This is a genomic window from Nevskia sp., assembly GCF_051860985.1.
Classification (GTDB): Bacteria; Pseudomonadota; Gammaproteobacteria; order Nevskiales; family Nevskiaceae; genus Nevskia.
In genome coordinates this window covers 107,599-121,233 of the sequence record NZ_JBIMKV010000004.1, presented here as the reverse complement: position 1 = coordinate 121,233, position 13,635 = coordinate 107,599, and the positions used below count along the sequence as shown (strand labels likewise).

The 13,635-nt window shown below is 65.2% G+C and carries 12 protein-coding genes and 1 pseudogene; 9 read left to right on the top strand and 4 right to left on the bottom strand.

Translation table 11 applies throughout. The features are described 5' to 3' along the window. Window positions 1-116: 116 nt before the first annotated feature. From ACTIGJ_RS05515 to ACTIGJ_RS05495, 5 genes and pseudogenes are all read left to right on the top strand, one after another. Window positions 117-1,785 (top strand): annotated as a pseudogene (locus ACTIGJ_RS05515) (class I adenylate-forming enzyme family protein). A 33-nt stretch (window positions 1,786-1,818) separates the two neighbouring features. Next, window positions 1,819-2,910: an SDR family oxidoreductase gene (locus ACTIGJ_RS05510; RefSeq protein WP_439639282.1), complete on the top strand. Its 1,092-nt coding sequence runs from the start codon at window positions 1,819-1,821 to the stop codon at window positions 2,908-2,910. Window positions 2,911-3,178: 268 nt separating this feature from the next. Then, the gene (locus ACTIGJ_RS05505; protein ID WP_439639281.1) at window positions 3,179-3,940 is read left to right on the top strand and encodes an ABC-three component system protein; all 762 of its coding nucleotides are present in this window, start codon (window positions 3,179-3,181) and stop codon (window positions 3,938-3,940) included. Next, entirely contained in the window at window positions 3,937-4,161 is a 225-nt protein-coding gene (locus ACTIGJ_RS05500) for an ABC-three component system middle component 7 (RefSeq protein ID WP_439639280.1), read from the top strand. Before ACTIGJ_RS05505 ends, ACTIGJ_RS05500 begins: the two co-directional genes overlap by 4 nt. Continuing rightward, a complete protein-coding gene (locus tag ACTIGJ_RS05495; protein ID WP_439639279.1) occupies window positions 4,151-5,761 on the top strand; it encodes a DUF2326 domain-containing protein in 1,611 nt (536 codons plus the stop codon). The genes ACTIGJ_RS05500 and ACTIGJ_RS05495 overlap by 11 nt, the downstream gene beginning before the upstream one ends. A 127-nt stretch (window positions 5,762-5,888) precedes the next feature. On the opposite strand, the gene ACTIGJ_RS05490 is transcribed toward ACTIGJ_RS05495, so the two are convergent. Continuing rightward, entirely contained in the window at window positions 5,889-6,893 is a 1,005-nt protein-coding gene (locus ACTIGJ_RS05490; RefSeq protein ID WP_439639278.1) for a class 1 fructose-bisphosphatase, read from the bottom strand. Between the two features lie 168 nt (window positions 6,894-7,061). Between ACTIGJ_RS05490 and ACTIGJ_RS05485 the strand changes: the two genes are divergently transcribed. Next, window positions 7,062-7,979, top strand: a complete 918-nt coding sequence (locus tag ACTIGJ_RS05485) for a nitroreductase family protein (RefSeq protein WP_439639277.1) — start codon at window positions 7,062-7,064, stop codon at window positions 7,977-7,979. Window positions 7,980-8,016: 37 nt separating this feature from the next. Here the strand turns inward: ACTIGJ_RS05485 and ACTIGJ_RS05480 are convergent, their stop codons facing one another. The 3 genes from ACTIGJ_RS05480 to ACTIGJ_RS05470 all read right to left on the bottom strand — a co-directional run bounded on the left by ACTIGJ_RS05480 (window position 8,017) and on the right by ACTIGJ_RS05470 (window position 10,439). Next, window positions 8,017-8,307, bottom strand: coding sequence for a DUF1330 domain-containing protein (locus tag ACTIGJ_RS05480; protein ID WP_439639276.1), 291 nt, complete (start codon window positions 8,305-8,307; stop codon window positions 8,017-8,019). Window positions 8,308-8,407: 100 nt separating this feature from the next. Further along, window positions 8,408-9,328 (bottom strand): UDP-2,3-diacylglucosamine diphosphatase, encoded by a 921-nt coding sequence (locus ACTIGJ_RS05475; RefSeq protein ID WP_439639275.1) that lies wholly within the window; start codon window positions 9,326-9,328, stop codon window positions 8,408-8,410. Between the two features lie 61 nt (window positions 9,329-9,389). Then, entirely contained in the window at window positions 9,390-10,439 is a 1,050-nt protein-coding gene (locus ACTIGJ_RS05470; protein WP_439639274.1) for a helix-turn-helix domain-containing protein, read from the bottom strand. 108 nt (window positions 10,440-10,547) lie between these two features. Between ACTIGJ_RS05470 and ACTIGJ_RS05465 the strand changes: the two genes are divergently transcribed. The 3 genes from ACTIGJ_RS05465 (at window position 10,548) to ACTIGJ_RS05455 (ending at window position 13,620) form a co-directional block, all read left to right on the top strand. Further along, complete coding sequence (locus ACTIGJ_RS05465) at window positions 10,548-10,868, top strand: 2Fe-2S iron-sulfur cluster-binding protein (protein WP_439639273.1); 321 nt, start codon at window positions 10,548-10,550, stop codon at window positions 10,866-10,868. A gap of 53 nt (window positions 10,869-10,921) precedes the next feature. After that, window positions 10,922-12,307, top strand: coding sequence for a cytochrome P450 (locus tag ACTIGJ_RS05460; protein ID WP_439639422.1), 1,386 nt, complete (start codon window positions 10,922-10,924; stop codon window positions 12,305-12,307). A 65-nt stretch (window positions 12,308-12,372) separates the two neighbouring features. Next, a complete protein-coding gene (locus ACTIGJ_RS05455; protein WP_439639272.1) occupies window positions 12,373-13,620 on the top strand; it encodes an efflux RND transporter periplasmic adaptor subunit in 1,248 nt (415 codons plus the stop codon). The last annotated feature ends 15 nt before the right edge of the window (window positions 13,621-13,635 follow it).

Sequence of the window (13,635 nt, the reverse complement as noted above, 5' to 3'; positions counted from 1 at the left end):
GAGGCCGATCTGGGCCGGCTCGGGCTGACCGGGGAATCAGCACCGGGCTCGCACGCGGTATCGACCCGGCGGGCGGCTCGCTACGCTGCGGGCTCGCCTGACCCGAGGTTTCATCCATGGGCACCGAATCCCCGTCAGCCGCGCCGATGCGCCCCTGGCTGGCCCAGTACACGCCCGGCCGCCCGACGGCCCCGGCCACCGAGCATGGCGACGGGCTGTCGATGTTCCGCGCCGCCGTCGCCCGCGCCGCCGACGCGCCGGCCCTTCACTACTTCGACAGCACGCTGAGCTTCGCCGAGCTGGATCGCCACAGCGATGCGCTGGCCTGCGCGCTTGCGGGCGCGCGGCGTGGGCCGTGGCGATCGCATCGCGCTGGTGCTGCAGAACGTGCCGCCGTTCGTGATCGCGCTGCTGGCCGCGTGGAAGTGTGGCGCCATCGCGGTGTCGATCAACCCGATGAACCGCGAACGGGAACTGGCGCTGCTGTTCGCCGACTGCGCGCCGGCGGCCGTGATCGCCCACGAGACGGCCTATCGCGACACGCTGGCGCGGGTGCTTGAAAGCCACCCGGTGGCAACCGTCATCACCACCTCGGAGCTGGACTACCAGACGCGCCACGACACGCGCCTGCTGGCCGGCATCGAACGCCATCGCGCCGATGGCGTGCCGGATTTCGCAAGCCTGATCGCCGCCCACGACGGCCAGCGGCCACCACCGGTGTGGCTCGCCAGCAGCGACATCGCGCTGCTGGTCTACACCTCCGGCACCACCGGCCTGCCGAAAGGCGCGATGAACACGCACGGCAACGTCGCCTTCACCGCGCAGGTCTACCGCGACTGGATCGGCCTGCAGGAAGGCGACGGCATCCTCGGTATCGCGCCGCTGTTCCACATCACCGGGCTGATCGGTCATGTCGCGCTGAGCCTGCTGATCGCCGGGCCGCTGACGCTGGCCTACCGCTTCGAGCCGGGCGTGATGCTGGACGCGCTGCGCGAGCGGCGGCCGGCCTTCACCATCGGCGCGATCACCGCGCTGCTGGCGCTGATGAACCACCCGGACGCGCGCCGCGACAGCCTGGCCAGCCTGCGGGCGATCTACTCCGGCGGCGCACCGATCGCCCCGAGCGTGGTCGAGCAGTTCGAAGCGAAGTTCGGCCACTACATCCGCAACGCCTACGGCATGACCGAATCGACCTCGCCGGCCACCGTCTGCCCGGTCGACAAGCGGGCGCCGGTCGACCCGCTGTTCGGCGCGCTGAGCATCGGCCTGCCGACCTATGCCACCGACATCCGCATCGTCGACACCGAAACCGGCGCGCCGATGCCGGCTGGCGAGGCCGGCGAGATCGTCATCCGCGGCCCGCAGGTGGTGCCCGGCTACTGGAACAAGCCGGACGCAACGCGTGACGCGATCCGCGACGGCTGGCTGCATACCGGCGACATCGGCGTGATGGACGCCCAGGGCTGGCTGTACCTCGTCGACCGCAAGAAGGACATGATCAACGCCGCCGGCTACAAGGTCTGGCCGCGCGAAGTGGAAGACGTGCTGTACAGCCACCCGGCCGTGCGCGAAGCCGCCGTGGTCGGCGTGCCGGACACCTATCGCGGCGAAACGGTGAAAGCCGTGCTGAGCCTGAAAGCCGGCGCCGAGGCCAGCAGCGCCGAAATAATCGCCCACTGCCGCGAGCGCATGGCCGCCTACAAGGTGCCGAGAGTCGTGGAGTTCATTGCCGAACTGCCGAAGACCGTCACCGGCAAGATCCTGCGCCGCGAACTGCGCGGCTGACGCAGCCCCCTTCCTTCAGCAAGGAGCGACACCATGACCAACAAGGTACTGATCGCCGGCGCCAGCGGCGTGGTGGGCGCCAGCGCGGTGGAGGCTTATCTGGCCGCCGGCTGGGACGTGGTGGCGCTGTCGCGCCGCGCGCCGGAAGTGGACTCGACCCGGCCATTCCAGCACCTGCCCTGCGACCTGCGTGATGCCGCTTCGTCGAAAGCCGCGCTGGCGGCGCTGGCCGGCGTCACTCACGTCGTCTACGCCGCGCTGTTCGAACAGCCCGGCCTGATCGCCGGCTGGCAGGACGCCGAGCAGATGCGCACCAACCTGGCGATGCTCGACCACTGCCTGACGCCGCTCTTGGCGAACCCGGCCAACTGCATCGCCCACGTCAGCCTGCTGCAGGGCACCAAGGCCTATGGCATCCACCTGCATCCGATGCCGATTCCAGCCCGCGAGCGCGCGCCGCGCGACCCGCATCCGAACTTCTACTGGCTGCAGGAAGACTGGCTGCGAGAAGCCGCCAACCGCCACGGCTTCGGCTGGACCATCCTGCGCCCGCAACTGATCCTCGGCCGCGCCCACGGCGTGGCGATGAACCTGATTCCAGTGCTCGGCGCCTACGCCGCGATCTGCCGCGAAACCGGCCAGCCGTTCGGCTTCCCCGGCGGCATCAGCTACGTCTGGGAAGCCGTCGACGCCCGCCTGCTCGCCAACGTCTTCGTCTGGGCCTCGAACACCGAAGCCGCCCACGGCCAGCACTACAACGTGACCAATGGCGACGTCTTCGAATGGCGCAACCTGTGGCCCGCCATCGCCGACGCGCTGGGCGTCGAACCCGGCCCGGACGCGCCGCTGCCGATGGCCGAATTCCTGCCAGCACAAGCAGCGGTCTGGGACCGCATCGTCGCCCGACACGGCCTGCGCCGCGTCAGCATCGACGCGCTGCTCGGCGAATCCCACCACTACGCCGATTTCTGCTTCGCCTACGGCGCCACCACGCCGCCGCCACCGGCCTTCGTCAGCGCCATCAAGCTGCGCCGCGCAGGGTTTGCCGAGGTTTGCGATACCGAGGACACGTTCGTCCACTGGATTCGCGATTTTCAGCGGCGTGGGGTTTTGCCGGGGCGTTGAGGCTGGGGAATGAGGTTGCTATTGGCCTATGCAGTAACGCTCGTCTTCTCGACGGTGACTGCAGCATCAGCGAGTGGCTGCTCCCAGCCCGAAGCAGTCAGTGAGGCCAGACCCGCTTCTCGAACTTCGGCTGAACGCAGCCGACCGAGGCTGGTTGCGTACAGGCCAAAGTGGTTAAAGTGACCCTGGGGTGGGGAGGGAGCGTGGCCATGACATGGACGGAATCACAATTTTCGCATCGCCGGCGGACCTTGGCGTCTTGTAGGCCATGACCGAGCCACGCCGAGCCCTGAATCAGGCTGAAGAGCTTCGCCTCCTCTGTCAGGTCAACTCCCGATGCCCCGAGGGAGGAGAGCCGCTCTTCTACACGAAGGGAAAGCGAACCTACAAGGGCTACGAGCTTGCCCACATCTATCCTCTGAATCCAACGAAAGCGGAAGAAGAGCTGCTAAGGCATGAAGAGCGCCTAGCCACGGACCCGAACGACCTAGATAACCTCATTCCCCTTTGCGTGGGTTGTCATGGCAAATTCGATAAGCCCCGAACAGTGGAAGACTACCGGCGCCTTGTACAGACAAAGCGGGAAGCCGTGGCCGCTGAGGAGCGAAATCGCCTCCAGTTTGAGTATGCACTCCGCGATGAAATTTCGGCGGTCGTGCGGTCGCTCGATTCGACGACAGCCTCCATGCCACTTGCTGATCCAACGCTGATCGCAAAGACGCTAGACGACAAGCTTGATCAGTCTGTTCCATCGACCTTGCGACGAAAGATTCACTTCAACGTCAGTGATTATTTTGTGTTCGTTCGCCAGCAATTTCAAACCCTAGAGGGCGAGCAGCCAGGTGTCGCCGAACTCATTTCTAGTCAAGTCAGGGCGTTCTACCTTGAGCTGCGTATGCAGGGCCTCACCAAGCCGCAGATATTCGCTGGTGTTGTCGACTGGATCGTCGGCGTCACAAAGCCCTCCTCAATTGAGCCGGCAGAGATCGTTGCGTCGTTCTTCGTTCAGAATTGCGAGGTGTTCGAGTGATAACGCCAAACAAGTTCATTTCGCTCGACCGTTCAGTGCTGTCAAGGCTTCCAATCATCCTTTCCGCCCTAGACGACTCCGCAGATCTGCCGGCGCTATACCAGAAGACCGAAACGCACTTCGATTCGATAGTCGATTTTCTGCTCGCAGTTGACGTGTTGCACCTTTTGAATCGCCTCAACGTCAATCCGACAACTGGAGAAATCTCACGTGCTATTTGAAATCGCATGCGAGAAATTCCGCCGAAAATCAATCACGTTTCACGAAGGACTTAATGTCGTTCTGGGTGATGACAACGCGACCAATTCCATTGGAAAGTCCAGTTTGCTCATGATCGTTGATTTCGCCTATGGCGGCGATTCGCTGATGCAGCACAACAAGGACATCGTGTCTGAGTTGGGCCATCACGACTACTATATTACCTTTCTTATTGATGCCTCTAAGACCCGATTCTGCCGAGGAACTTCTCGTCCAGAGCTGGTCTATCCGTGCGCCGAGGATGGCTCCCTCGTTGATCCAATCTCAGTTAATGAATACAAGGCTTGGCTCACAATTGAGCTAAAGCTGAAAGAACATGATGCAACGTTTCGTAGCCTCGTCAGTCTATTCAGTAGGATTTGGGGGAAGCCAAATCTCGATGTTCACCACCCCTTGCATAGCGTCCCCGCTCAACCGGCCCGCGAATGTGTCGATACACTAATCAAGATTTTCAATCTCTATAAGCCGATTGCCGAGCTCGTTCGTGAACTGAAAGAAGTTGAGAGCGAACAGAGCGACCTCCGACGCGCCTTCAAAAGGCGTATCGTCCCCAATATTGGAAAGAGAAAGTACGCGGAGAACTCTGACCTAATCGAAGAGATGCAGGCGGAGTTAAGCGACATCAAGGCCAATCTAGCGGCCTACGCTTTGACGATTAAGTCGATCGTGAATAAAGAGATATTGGAGCTAAAGACAGAGAAGGATGAGCTATTGGCTCTCAAGCTAGAGGTCGAAAGCAAGTTGCGGAGGGTTCGCGGTAGCCTCTTTGAGAACAAGTTCGTCCGCAGCTCAAGTTTCGAAGGCCTCAAGGCATTCTTTCCAGAGGTAAATACGACTCGTCTTGCGAATATTGAGGAATTCCACAGCTCAATTGCCAAGATCCTCAAGGATGAGCTGAATTCGTCTGTGCAGGCACTAACTGCTCAAGCCTCGGGATTGAACGAGCGGTTATCCCAGATTGATGAGCAGCTGATAGAGCGCCTGGGATCACTAGATAGCCCTGGTGTAGTTGTCGATCGCGTCTTTGGGATCTCCAATAAACTCCGGACTGCTCAGCAGGAGAATACGTTCTTCGAGAAGAACGAAGTATTGACGGGGAAAAGTAAGGAGAAAGGTGACCAGCTTTCGGAGAAGAAGCTTGGAACGGTGAAGAGGATTGAGGACCAATTGAATCGCTCAATGCGAGAGCTCGTGAGCGAGATCTTCGGCGCGAGCCGCAAAAGTCCGCACCTGACACTCTCGGAGAATAACTACAACTTTCAGGTCTTCGAAGACACTGGCACCGGTACGGCGTACAGCAGCCTTATTGTGCTCGACCTGGCTGTATTCAAGCTTACAGAGCTCCCGTTCCTGATTCACGATTCGATCTTATTCAAGAATGTTGAGAACGCCGCCGTGGCGCAGATCGTCCGAATCTACGGTGAAATCGGCAAGCAGGTATTCATCGCAATTGATGAGGTCGATAAGTACGGCTCTAAGGCGGCCGACTTTCTTCGCCAGCGAGCTGTGATTCAACTGAGTGACAAAGAAGTTCTCTTTATCAAAGACTGGCGCCGACGATAGCTGGAACTGTCAATCGAAGTCATTGGCCTTCGACCAATTGTGGCTCGACCGTCTGCTTTTGGCACTAAGCAGCCCTTCAAAAAGCGACCGGATCAGCCGTCTCCCGGCTGATCCGCCGCCAAACATCTCACCCCTCCGCGTGATATTCCGTCACCCGCTCCACTTCATTCTTGGAGCCAAGGATCACCGGCACACGCTGGTGGAGCTTGGTCGGGCGGATGTCCATGATCCGTTCGCGGCCGGTGGTGGCAGCGCCGCCGGCTTGTTCGATGATGAAGGCCATCGGGTTGGCTTCGTACATCAGGCGCAGCTTGCCGCCCTTGTCCTTGAGCTTGCTGTCCATCGGGTAGAGGAACACGCCGCCGCGGGTAACGATGCGGTGCACGTCGGCCACCATCGAGGCGACCCAGCGCATGTTGAAGTCCTTTCCGCGAGGGCCTTCCTTGCCGTCCAGCATTTCGTTGACATAGCGCTTGACCGGCGCTTCCCAGAAGCGGGCGTTGGAGGCGTTGATCGAGAATTCCTTGGTGTCGGCCGGAATCTGCAGGTCGCGGCCGGTCATCCGGAAGCTGCCGAGTTCGCGGTCCAGCGTGAACGCATGCGTGCCGTTGCCAAGGGTCAGCACCAGGATCGTCGACGGGCCGTAGACGCAGTAGCCAGCGGCGACCTGCGTGGTGCCCGGCTGCAGGAAGGCTTCGTCTTCCGCGCCGGTCATGCCTTCGGGGCAGCGCAGCACTGAAAAGATGGTGCCGACCGAGACGTTGACGTCGATGTTCGACGAGCCGTCGAGCGGATCGAACAGCAGCAGGTAGCCACCCTTCGGGTACTGGCCGGGAATCGGGTGCGGGTGGTCCATTTCCTCCGACGCCAGACCGGCCAGATGGCCGCCCCATTCGTTGGCTTCGAGCAGGATTTCGTTCGATAGCACGTCGAGCTTCTTCTGCGCCTCGCCCTGGATGTTGCCGGTGCCGGCGTCGCCGAGCGCGTCGCCCAGGCCGCCCTTGCCGACGGCGATCGCGATGGTCTTGCAGGCGCGGGCAACGACTTCGATCAGCAGCCGCAGGTCGGCGCCGATCTGGGCCTTGGAGCGCTGCTCCTCGATGAGGTAGCGGGTCAGGGAAATGCCATTCATCTGTCTGGGATCTTCGGGAACGGGAGGGGGCGCGGCAACCTGCGGCAGACGCGGCAGGCACGCGATCGGCATTTTACCTGCGGCAAGGGCCATGCCGGCCGTGGCCGGCAATGACCATGGCGCGGCTTCCGTTACAGTTGTGCACCGAATCCCCTGCCCCATGCTCCGATGACCGAACCGACCCGCCCCGTCAGCCCTGCCGCCGGCAAGGCCAAGCCCCGCCGCGCTACCAGCACGCCCGCCCAGAAGATCCAGAAAGCGCCGAAGACCGGCAATGCAGCCGGCCCGAAAGCCGCCGCCGCACGGAAGTCGGGCTCGGCACCGGGCCCGGCCACGATCCTCATCGACGGCAAGCCGCGCTATCACGAGCCGGCGCCGAAGGAGATCGACATCGAGGCGTTCCGGCGGGTGGTTGCCGGCCGCCGTTCGGTGCGCAAGTTCACCGCCAAGCCGATCCCGCGCGAGGTGCTGGACGACTGTCTGGACCTGGCGATGCTCGCGCCCTGCTCGTCCGGCCTGCAGCCGTGGTCGTTCTACGTGGTGCGCTCGGCGGACAAGAAGGCGCGGCTGGTCAAGGCCTGCATGAGCCAGCTGGCGGCGAAGACGGCGGCCGAGCTGATCGTCTGCGTGGCGCATACCGATCGCGTTCACGACTTCGCCCGCAAGATGCTCAAGGAGTGGCCGATGCCGGACGTGCCGCCGCTGGTGAAGCGCTACTACCAGCTGATTCCGTACATGTACACGCCAGGGCCGCTGAACTCCTTCGCGATGGTCAAGAAGGCGGCGATCGCTGCGGGCGGCGTCGTCGCCCCGGTGCCGCGCGGGCCGTACACCAAGGCAGAGGTCGATCTGTGGGCGGCCAAGAGCACGGCGCTGGCCTGCGAAAACCTGGTGCTGGCGCTGCGGGCGCACGGCTACGACAGCTGCATGATGGAAGGCTTCGACGAGGTGCGGGTGTCGAAGCTGCTCGCGCTTCCGGCCGGGGCCTTTCCGATCATGGTGGTCGGTGCCGGCGAACGTGCCGAAGACGGCGTCTTCTGGCCGCAAGTGCGCTTCGAGCGCAGCCTGTTCGTGCACGAGGTCTGAACGGCCGACGCCGCGCGGCGCCGGCCTGGCTGACCGATCAGGCCGGCTCTTCGACCACGTAGAAGCTGGCCACCATCGCTTCGTCGCGCAGCGGAATCAGCGCCTGGTAGGCGGCGCTGTCGTACCAGCTGCGGGCGGCGTCGGCCGACGGGAAGCGGGCGATCAGCGTGGCATCCGGCGACACCGCGCCGCACAGCGTGGCCACGCGCTTGCCGCGGCCCAGCACCTGACCACCGGCGGCGGCGATCGTGGGGCCGGCAGCGGCCGAATAGGCTTGCAGCTTGGCGGGGTCTTTGACCTGCACCAGCGCGATCATCAAGGCGGACATCGGGGCACTCCGGGCTGCGGGACGGACCCGCAGCTTACGGATGCCCCGGCCCGGCCGGTCATCCGGGCGACCACTCCATCGCGCAGCCGGCAGCCGGGCTTCAGGCCGCCTTGGCGGTCCGCCGTGCCACCTTCGGCAACTGCAGCGGCGTCACGTTCGGCCGCTCGTTCAGGTGGTCGATGTCGACCCAGCGGATCACCGAAATCTTGCCGTTGAAGTCCTCGGCCAGCGCCGTGCAGGACTCCACCCAGTCGCCGCAGTTGTGGTAGCTGACGCCGTTGATGTCGCGGATCTCGGCATGGTGGATGTGGCCGCAGACCACGCCATCCAGCTCGCGGCGCTTGCACTCGCGCGACACCGCTTCCTCGAAGCTGGAGACGATCGACACCGCGTTCTTGACCTTCTGCTTAGCGAACGCGGACAGCGACCAGTAGCGCATGCCGGCCATCGCCCGCACGCGGTTGAACCAGTAGTTGGCGCTCATCATCGTTTCGTAGGCCATGTCGCCGGCCAGCGCCACCCAGCGGTGGTAGCGGGTGATAACGTCGAAGTAGTCGCCGTGCAGCACCAGCAGGCGCCGGCCATCGGCGGTTTCGTGGATCGCCTCGTTGACCAGTTTGATGTTGCCGATCTCCAGCCGGTAGTCGACGAACTTGCGCAGGAACTCGTCGTGATTGCCGGTCACGTAGATCACCTGGGTGTCGCGCTTGGCCTTGGTCAGCACCCGGCGGATCACGTTGGTGTGTTCCTGCGGCCAGTACCAGCCGGACTTCTTCAGCTTCCAGCCGTCGATGATGTCGCCGACCAGATACAGCGTTTCGCAGTGGTTGCGCTTCAGGAAATCGGTCAGGAATTCCGCCTTGCAGCCGGCCGTGCCGAGGTGGATGTCGGACAGCCAGAGGGTGCGGTAGTGGAATTGCGGCTTGTCGGCCTTCGGCGGCTTGCTGCCGGTGCCGGACGATTCGGTCTTGCTGACTGCCTTGCGGCCCGCCTTCGGGCCGGTGCTGCTGTTGCGTGCCATGTGCGCGCTCCGTTCTCTCTTGGGTTCGCGCGCATTGTCCGGGCCGATTGTTGCAGTGCGGCTACAGTCCCGGTGGCAACGACGCTGCCGCCGGCCGCGCCCGCCGCCGCCGGAACGCGCCGGGCGACTGGCCGGTCCAGCGCTTGAAGGCATGCGCGAAGTTGGCGAGATCGCCATAGCCGAGCGCGGCGCCGACCGAGGCCAGGGTCGCCGACGGTTCGGCCAGCAGCAGCAGCGCGCGCTGCTGCAGGGCGTCGTCGCGCAGCGCCCGGAAGCTGGTACCGGCCTCGGCCAGCCGCCGCTTCAGGGTGCTGACCGACAGATGCAGCGCGCGCGCCGCCTCGTCGATGCCGACCCGATGGTCCGGGCCATCGAGCAGCGCCTTCAACCGGCCCACCGTTTCGTCCGAAGCCGCCGCCTGCCGCTGGGCGATGAGCCCGGCCAGCGCGCCCTGGTAGGCCACCGGATCGGAAAAGCGGCAGACCTCGGCCATCGTCGCGTTCGGCACCACCAGATGGTGGAACGGCGCATCGAAGTGCAGCCGGCCGGCGCGCAGGTCCGGGTGGTCGGCGAAGCAGGCCGGCTGCGGCCAGGCGATATGCACCTCCAGGCTCGGCGTGCCGGCCACCAGGATGGCCAGCAGCCGCTGGATCGCGGCGGCGCAGTAATGCACCGGGAAGCGGTCCAGCACCGGATCGCCGGAACGGGCCTGGATCATCACCACCACGTCGTCGGCGCGGGCCAGGAAGCGGGCGGTGACGCTGCTGGAAATCAGCGGCATGAACTCCAGCAGCCGCAGCACCTCGCCGACCGAGCCGGCGCTGACCAGCGGCAGGCTCAAGGCCGCGAACGAGGTCAGCCGCGTCTGCTCGCCGGCGGCATGGCCGAGCCAGGCGGCCCGGTCGGCATCCAGCCCCGGGTACATGGTGCGGAACCAGTGCAGCGGCACCCGCTCGCCGGCGGCGACCATGCCCGGCAGGTCGCGGCCCAGGCGCGCCAGCAGCTGCTGCAGGCGCGCGGCCGCGTCGGCATCGACCAGCTTCGACTCGACGATCTGCGCCAGCATCGCGGCCGGCAGATCGGCATCGGGCACTTCGGCAGGCAGCCGCATTTGAGCCGTTCTCACAAATCTATGAACCGGCGGACCATAGTCGACACCGCCACACGGGCACAAGATTCGCCACCGGCCCGAGCCGGGTGAATCCAGGAGCGACGCACGATGGCCACCATGAAATTCTTGCTGCACGACGGCAGCAGCCGGGAAGTCCCGCTGATCGACGGCACCTCGCTGATGCAGTTGGCGCGCGACCACGGCGTGCCCGGCATCGACGGCGACTGCGGCGGCGCCTGCGCCTGCGGCACCTGCCACGTGGTGGTCGGCGACGCCTGGATCAAGGCGGCCGGCCCGCGCACCTCGGAAGAGCAGCAGATGATGGCGATGACGCCCGACGTGCAGCCCGGCTCGCGGCTGTGCTGCCAGATCACCGCCTCGGCCGCGCTCGACGGCCTCGAAGTCCGCGTTCCGGAGTACCAGATGTGAAGACCTCGATCCCGCTGCCGCTGCCCCGCGTTCTCGAAACCCCGGCCCGCCACCTGCTCGACCGCGCGCTGGCCGGCGCCCAGTCGCGGGTGCCGATTCCGCTGCAGATCAAGAGCCTGCACCTGCTGCTGAAAGCCAAGCAGCGCCTGCTCAAGCAGCCGCAGTTCTCGTTGCCGGCGGAAACGCCGATTCCGCCGGCCGCCGACGTGGCGCTCGACGAGATCGACGTCAGCAACCCGTTCCTGTACCGGCAGGGCCGCTGGCTCGAATACTTCGCGCGGCTGCGCGAGGAAGCGCCGGTGCACTACCGGCCGCACAGCCCGTTCGGCGCGTTCTGGTCGATCACCCGCTACGACGACATCCTGGCCGTCGACAAGAACCACGAGGACTTCTCGGCCGAGCCCTTCATCATTCTCGGCCGGCCGCCGGAAGGTCTCGACATCGAGATGTTCATCGCCATGGACCCGCCGCGCCATGACGCGCAGCGCAAGGCCGTGCAGGAAGTGGTGGCGCCGAAGAACCTGCAGGAGATGGAAGGCCTGATCCGCACCCGCGTGCAGGACGTGCTCGACAACCTGCCGGAGAACCAGCCGTTCAACTGGGTGCCGACGGTATCGATCGAGCTGACCGCGCGGATGCTCGCCACCCTGCTCGACTTCCCGTATGACGATCGCCACAAGCTCGTCTACTGGTCCGATCTCGCGGCGGGAAGTGCGGAAGCCACCGGCGGTACGGCGGCCACCGACGAGACCTTCGAGGCGGTCACCGACATGGCCCGCCATTTCGCGAAGCTCTGGCACGACAAGGCGGCGCGCACGGCGGCTGGCGAGAAGCCCGGCTTCGATCTGATCAGCCTGATGCAGGGCAATCCGGACACCGCCGACCTGATCCGCCGGCCGATGGAATTCCTCGGCAACCTGGCGCTCTTGATCGTCGGCGGCAACGACACCACGCGCAATTCGATGAGCGCCGGCGTGCTGGCGCTGAACCAGTACCCGGCGGAGTTCGCCAAGCTGCGCGCCAACCCGGGGCTGATCCCAAACATGGTCTCGGAGATCATCCGCTGGCAGACGCCGCTGGCCTACATGCGCCGGGTCGCGACCCGCGACCTGATGTTCGGCGGCCAGTTCATCCGCAAGGGCGACAAGCTGGTGATGTGGTATGCCTCCGGCAACCGCGACGAGCGGAAATTCGAGCGCGCCGATGACTTCATCATCGATCGCCCGAACGCCCGCCAGCACATGTCCTTCGGCTACGGCGTGCACCGCTGCATGGGCAACCGGCTGGCCGAGCTGCAGCTGAAGATCCTCTGGGAAGAGCTGCTGGCCCGCTTCGAGAGCATCGAAGTGGTCGGCGAACCGGAACGCGTGCAGTCGAACTTCGTGCGCGGCTATTCGGATCTGCAGGTGCGGGTGAAGCGGAAAGTCGCGGCGGCCTGATCGATGGGCCGGGGCTTGCCGCTATGCTCGGCGGCAAGCCCTTTCACCCTTCCCTCCCGCACCCGATGGACGACCGCGCCGCGCTGCTGAACCAGCTGAAGATCGACCGCCGCCCCGATGATCCCGACGATGACGAAAGCCGGCCCTGGCTGAAGGGGCTGATCGCGGTGATCGTGCTGGCGCTGCTCTGCGCTGGCGCCTACGCCATGCTGAGGCCGCCGCCCGGAGCCCCGGTGACGGTGGCCACGGCGCGGCCGGCAGCCAGCGGTGGGGCAGCCGGTGGTTCGCTGCTCGATGCCGCCGGCTATGTCGTTGCCCGCCGGGCGGCAACCGTGTCGTCGAAGGTCACCGGCCTGGTCACCGAGGTGCTGATCGAGGAAGGCAGCCGGGTCGAAGCCAACCAGGTCGTCGCCCGGCTCGATGACACCAACATCCGCGCCACGCTCGAACAGAGCCGCGCGCAGCTGGACTCGGCGAAGGCGCAGGCCGCGCAGGTGCGGGTCAATGTCGCCAATGCCGAGCGCGATGTCTCCCGCCGCAAGGGGCTGGTCGAGCAGAAGTTCATCTCGGTGGCCGAACTGGATACCGCGACCACCACGCTCGACAGCTTGCGCGCCAGCCTGGTCACCGCCGAACGCAACGTGGCGGTGGCGGCGCGGGCCGTCGATGTCGCCCAGCGCTCGTTCGACGACACCACGGTGCGGGCGCCGTTTGCCGGCGTGATCACCGTCAAGGCCGCGCAGGTCGGCGAGATCGTCTCGCCCTTGTCGGCCGGCGGCGGCTTCACCCGCACCGGTATCGGCACCGTGGTCGACATGGACTCGCTGGAAGTCGAGGTCGACGTCAACGAGAACTTCATCAACCGGGTCAGGGCCGGCCAGCCGGCGATCATCAAGCTCAACGCCTATCCGGACTGGAGCATTCCGGCCTCAGTGATCGCGGTGATCCCGACCGCCGACCGGACCAAGGCGACGGTCAAGGTGCGCGTCGCCTTCAAGGAACGCGATGACCGCGTGCTGCCGGAAATGGGCGCGCGGGTGTCTTTCCTTGGCGATGCGCCCGAAGCCGGCGCACCGGCGCCGGTCGGCGTGATCGTGCCGGTGGCGGCGGTGCTCGGCAGCGGCGAGACCGGCGCGGTGTTCCTGCTCAAGGGCGACAAGGTCGAGCGCCGCGCCGTGAAGCTCGGTGCCAGAACCGGCAGCGACCAGACGGTGATCGCCGGCCTCAACGCCGGCGACCGCGTGGTGATCGGCGATCTGCCGAAGCTCAAGGATGGCGATCCGGTGCGGATCACCGCGCCCGGCGGCGGCTGAGCGCCATGCCCACGC

Coding starts and splice junctions, on each gene's coding strand:
- ACTIGJ_RS05510 (WP_439639282.1), top strand. CDS start 1,819: ATGACCAACAAGGTACTGATCGCCGGCGCCAGCGGCGTGGTGGGCGCC.
- ACTIGJ_RS05505 (WP_439639281.1), top strand. CDS start 3,179: ATGACCGAGCCACGCCGAGCCCTGAATCAGGCTGAAGAGCTTCGCCTC.
- ACTIGJ_RS05490 (WP_439639278.1), bottom strand. CDS start 6,893: ATGAATGGCATTTCCCTGACCCGCTACCTCATCGAGGAGCAGCGCTCC.
- ACTIGJ_RS05485 (WP_439639277.1), top strand. CDS start 7,062: ATGACCGAACCGACCCGCCCCGTCAGCCCTGCCGCCGGCAAGGCCAAG.
- ACTIGJ_RS05480 (WP_439639276.1), bottom strand. CDS start 8,307: ATGTCCGCCTTGATGATCGCGCTGGTGCAGGTCAAAGACCCCGCCAAG.
- ACTIGJ_RS05475 (WP_439639275.1), bottom strand. CDS start 9,328: ATGGCACGCAACAGCAGCACCGGCCCGAAGGCGGGCCGCAAGGCAGTC.
- ACTIGJ_RS05470 (WP_439639274.1), bottom strand. CDS start 10,439: ATGCGGCTGCCTGCCGAAGTGCCCGATGCCGATCTGCCGGCCGCGATG.
- ACTIGJ_RS05465 (WP_439639273.1), top strand. CDS start 10,548: ATGGCCACCATGAAATTCTTGCTGCACGACGGCAGCAGCCGGGAAGTC.
- ACTIGJ_RS05455 (WP_439639272.1), top strand. CDS start 12,373: ATGGACGACCGCGCCGCGCTGCTGAACCAGCTGAAGATCGACCGCCGC.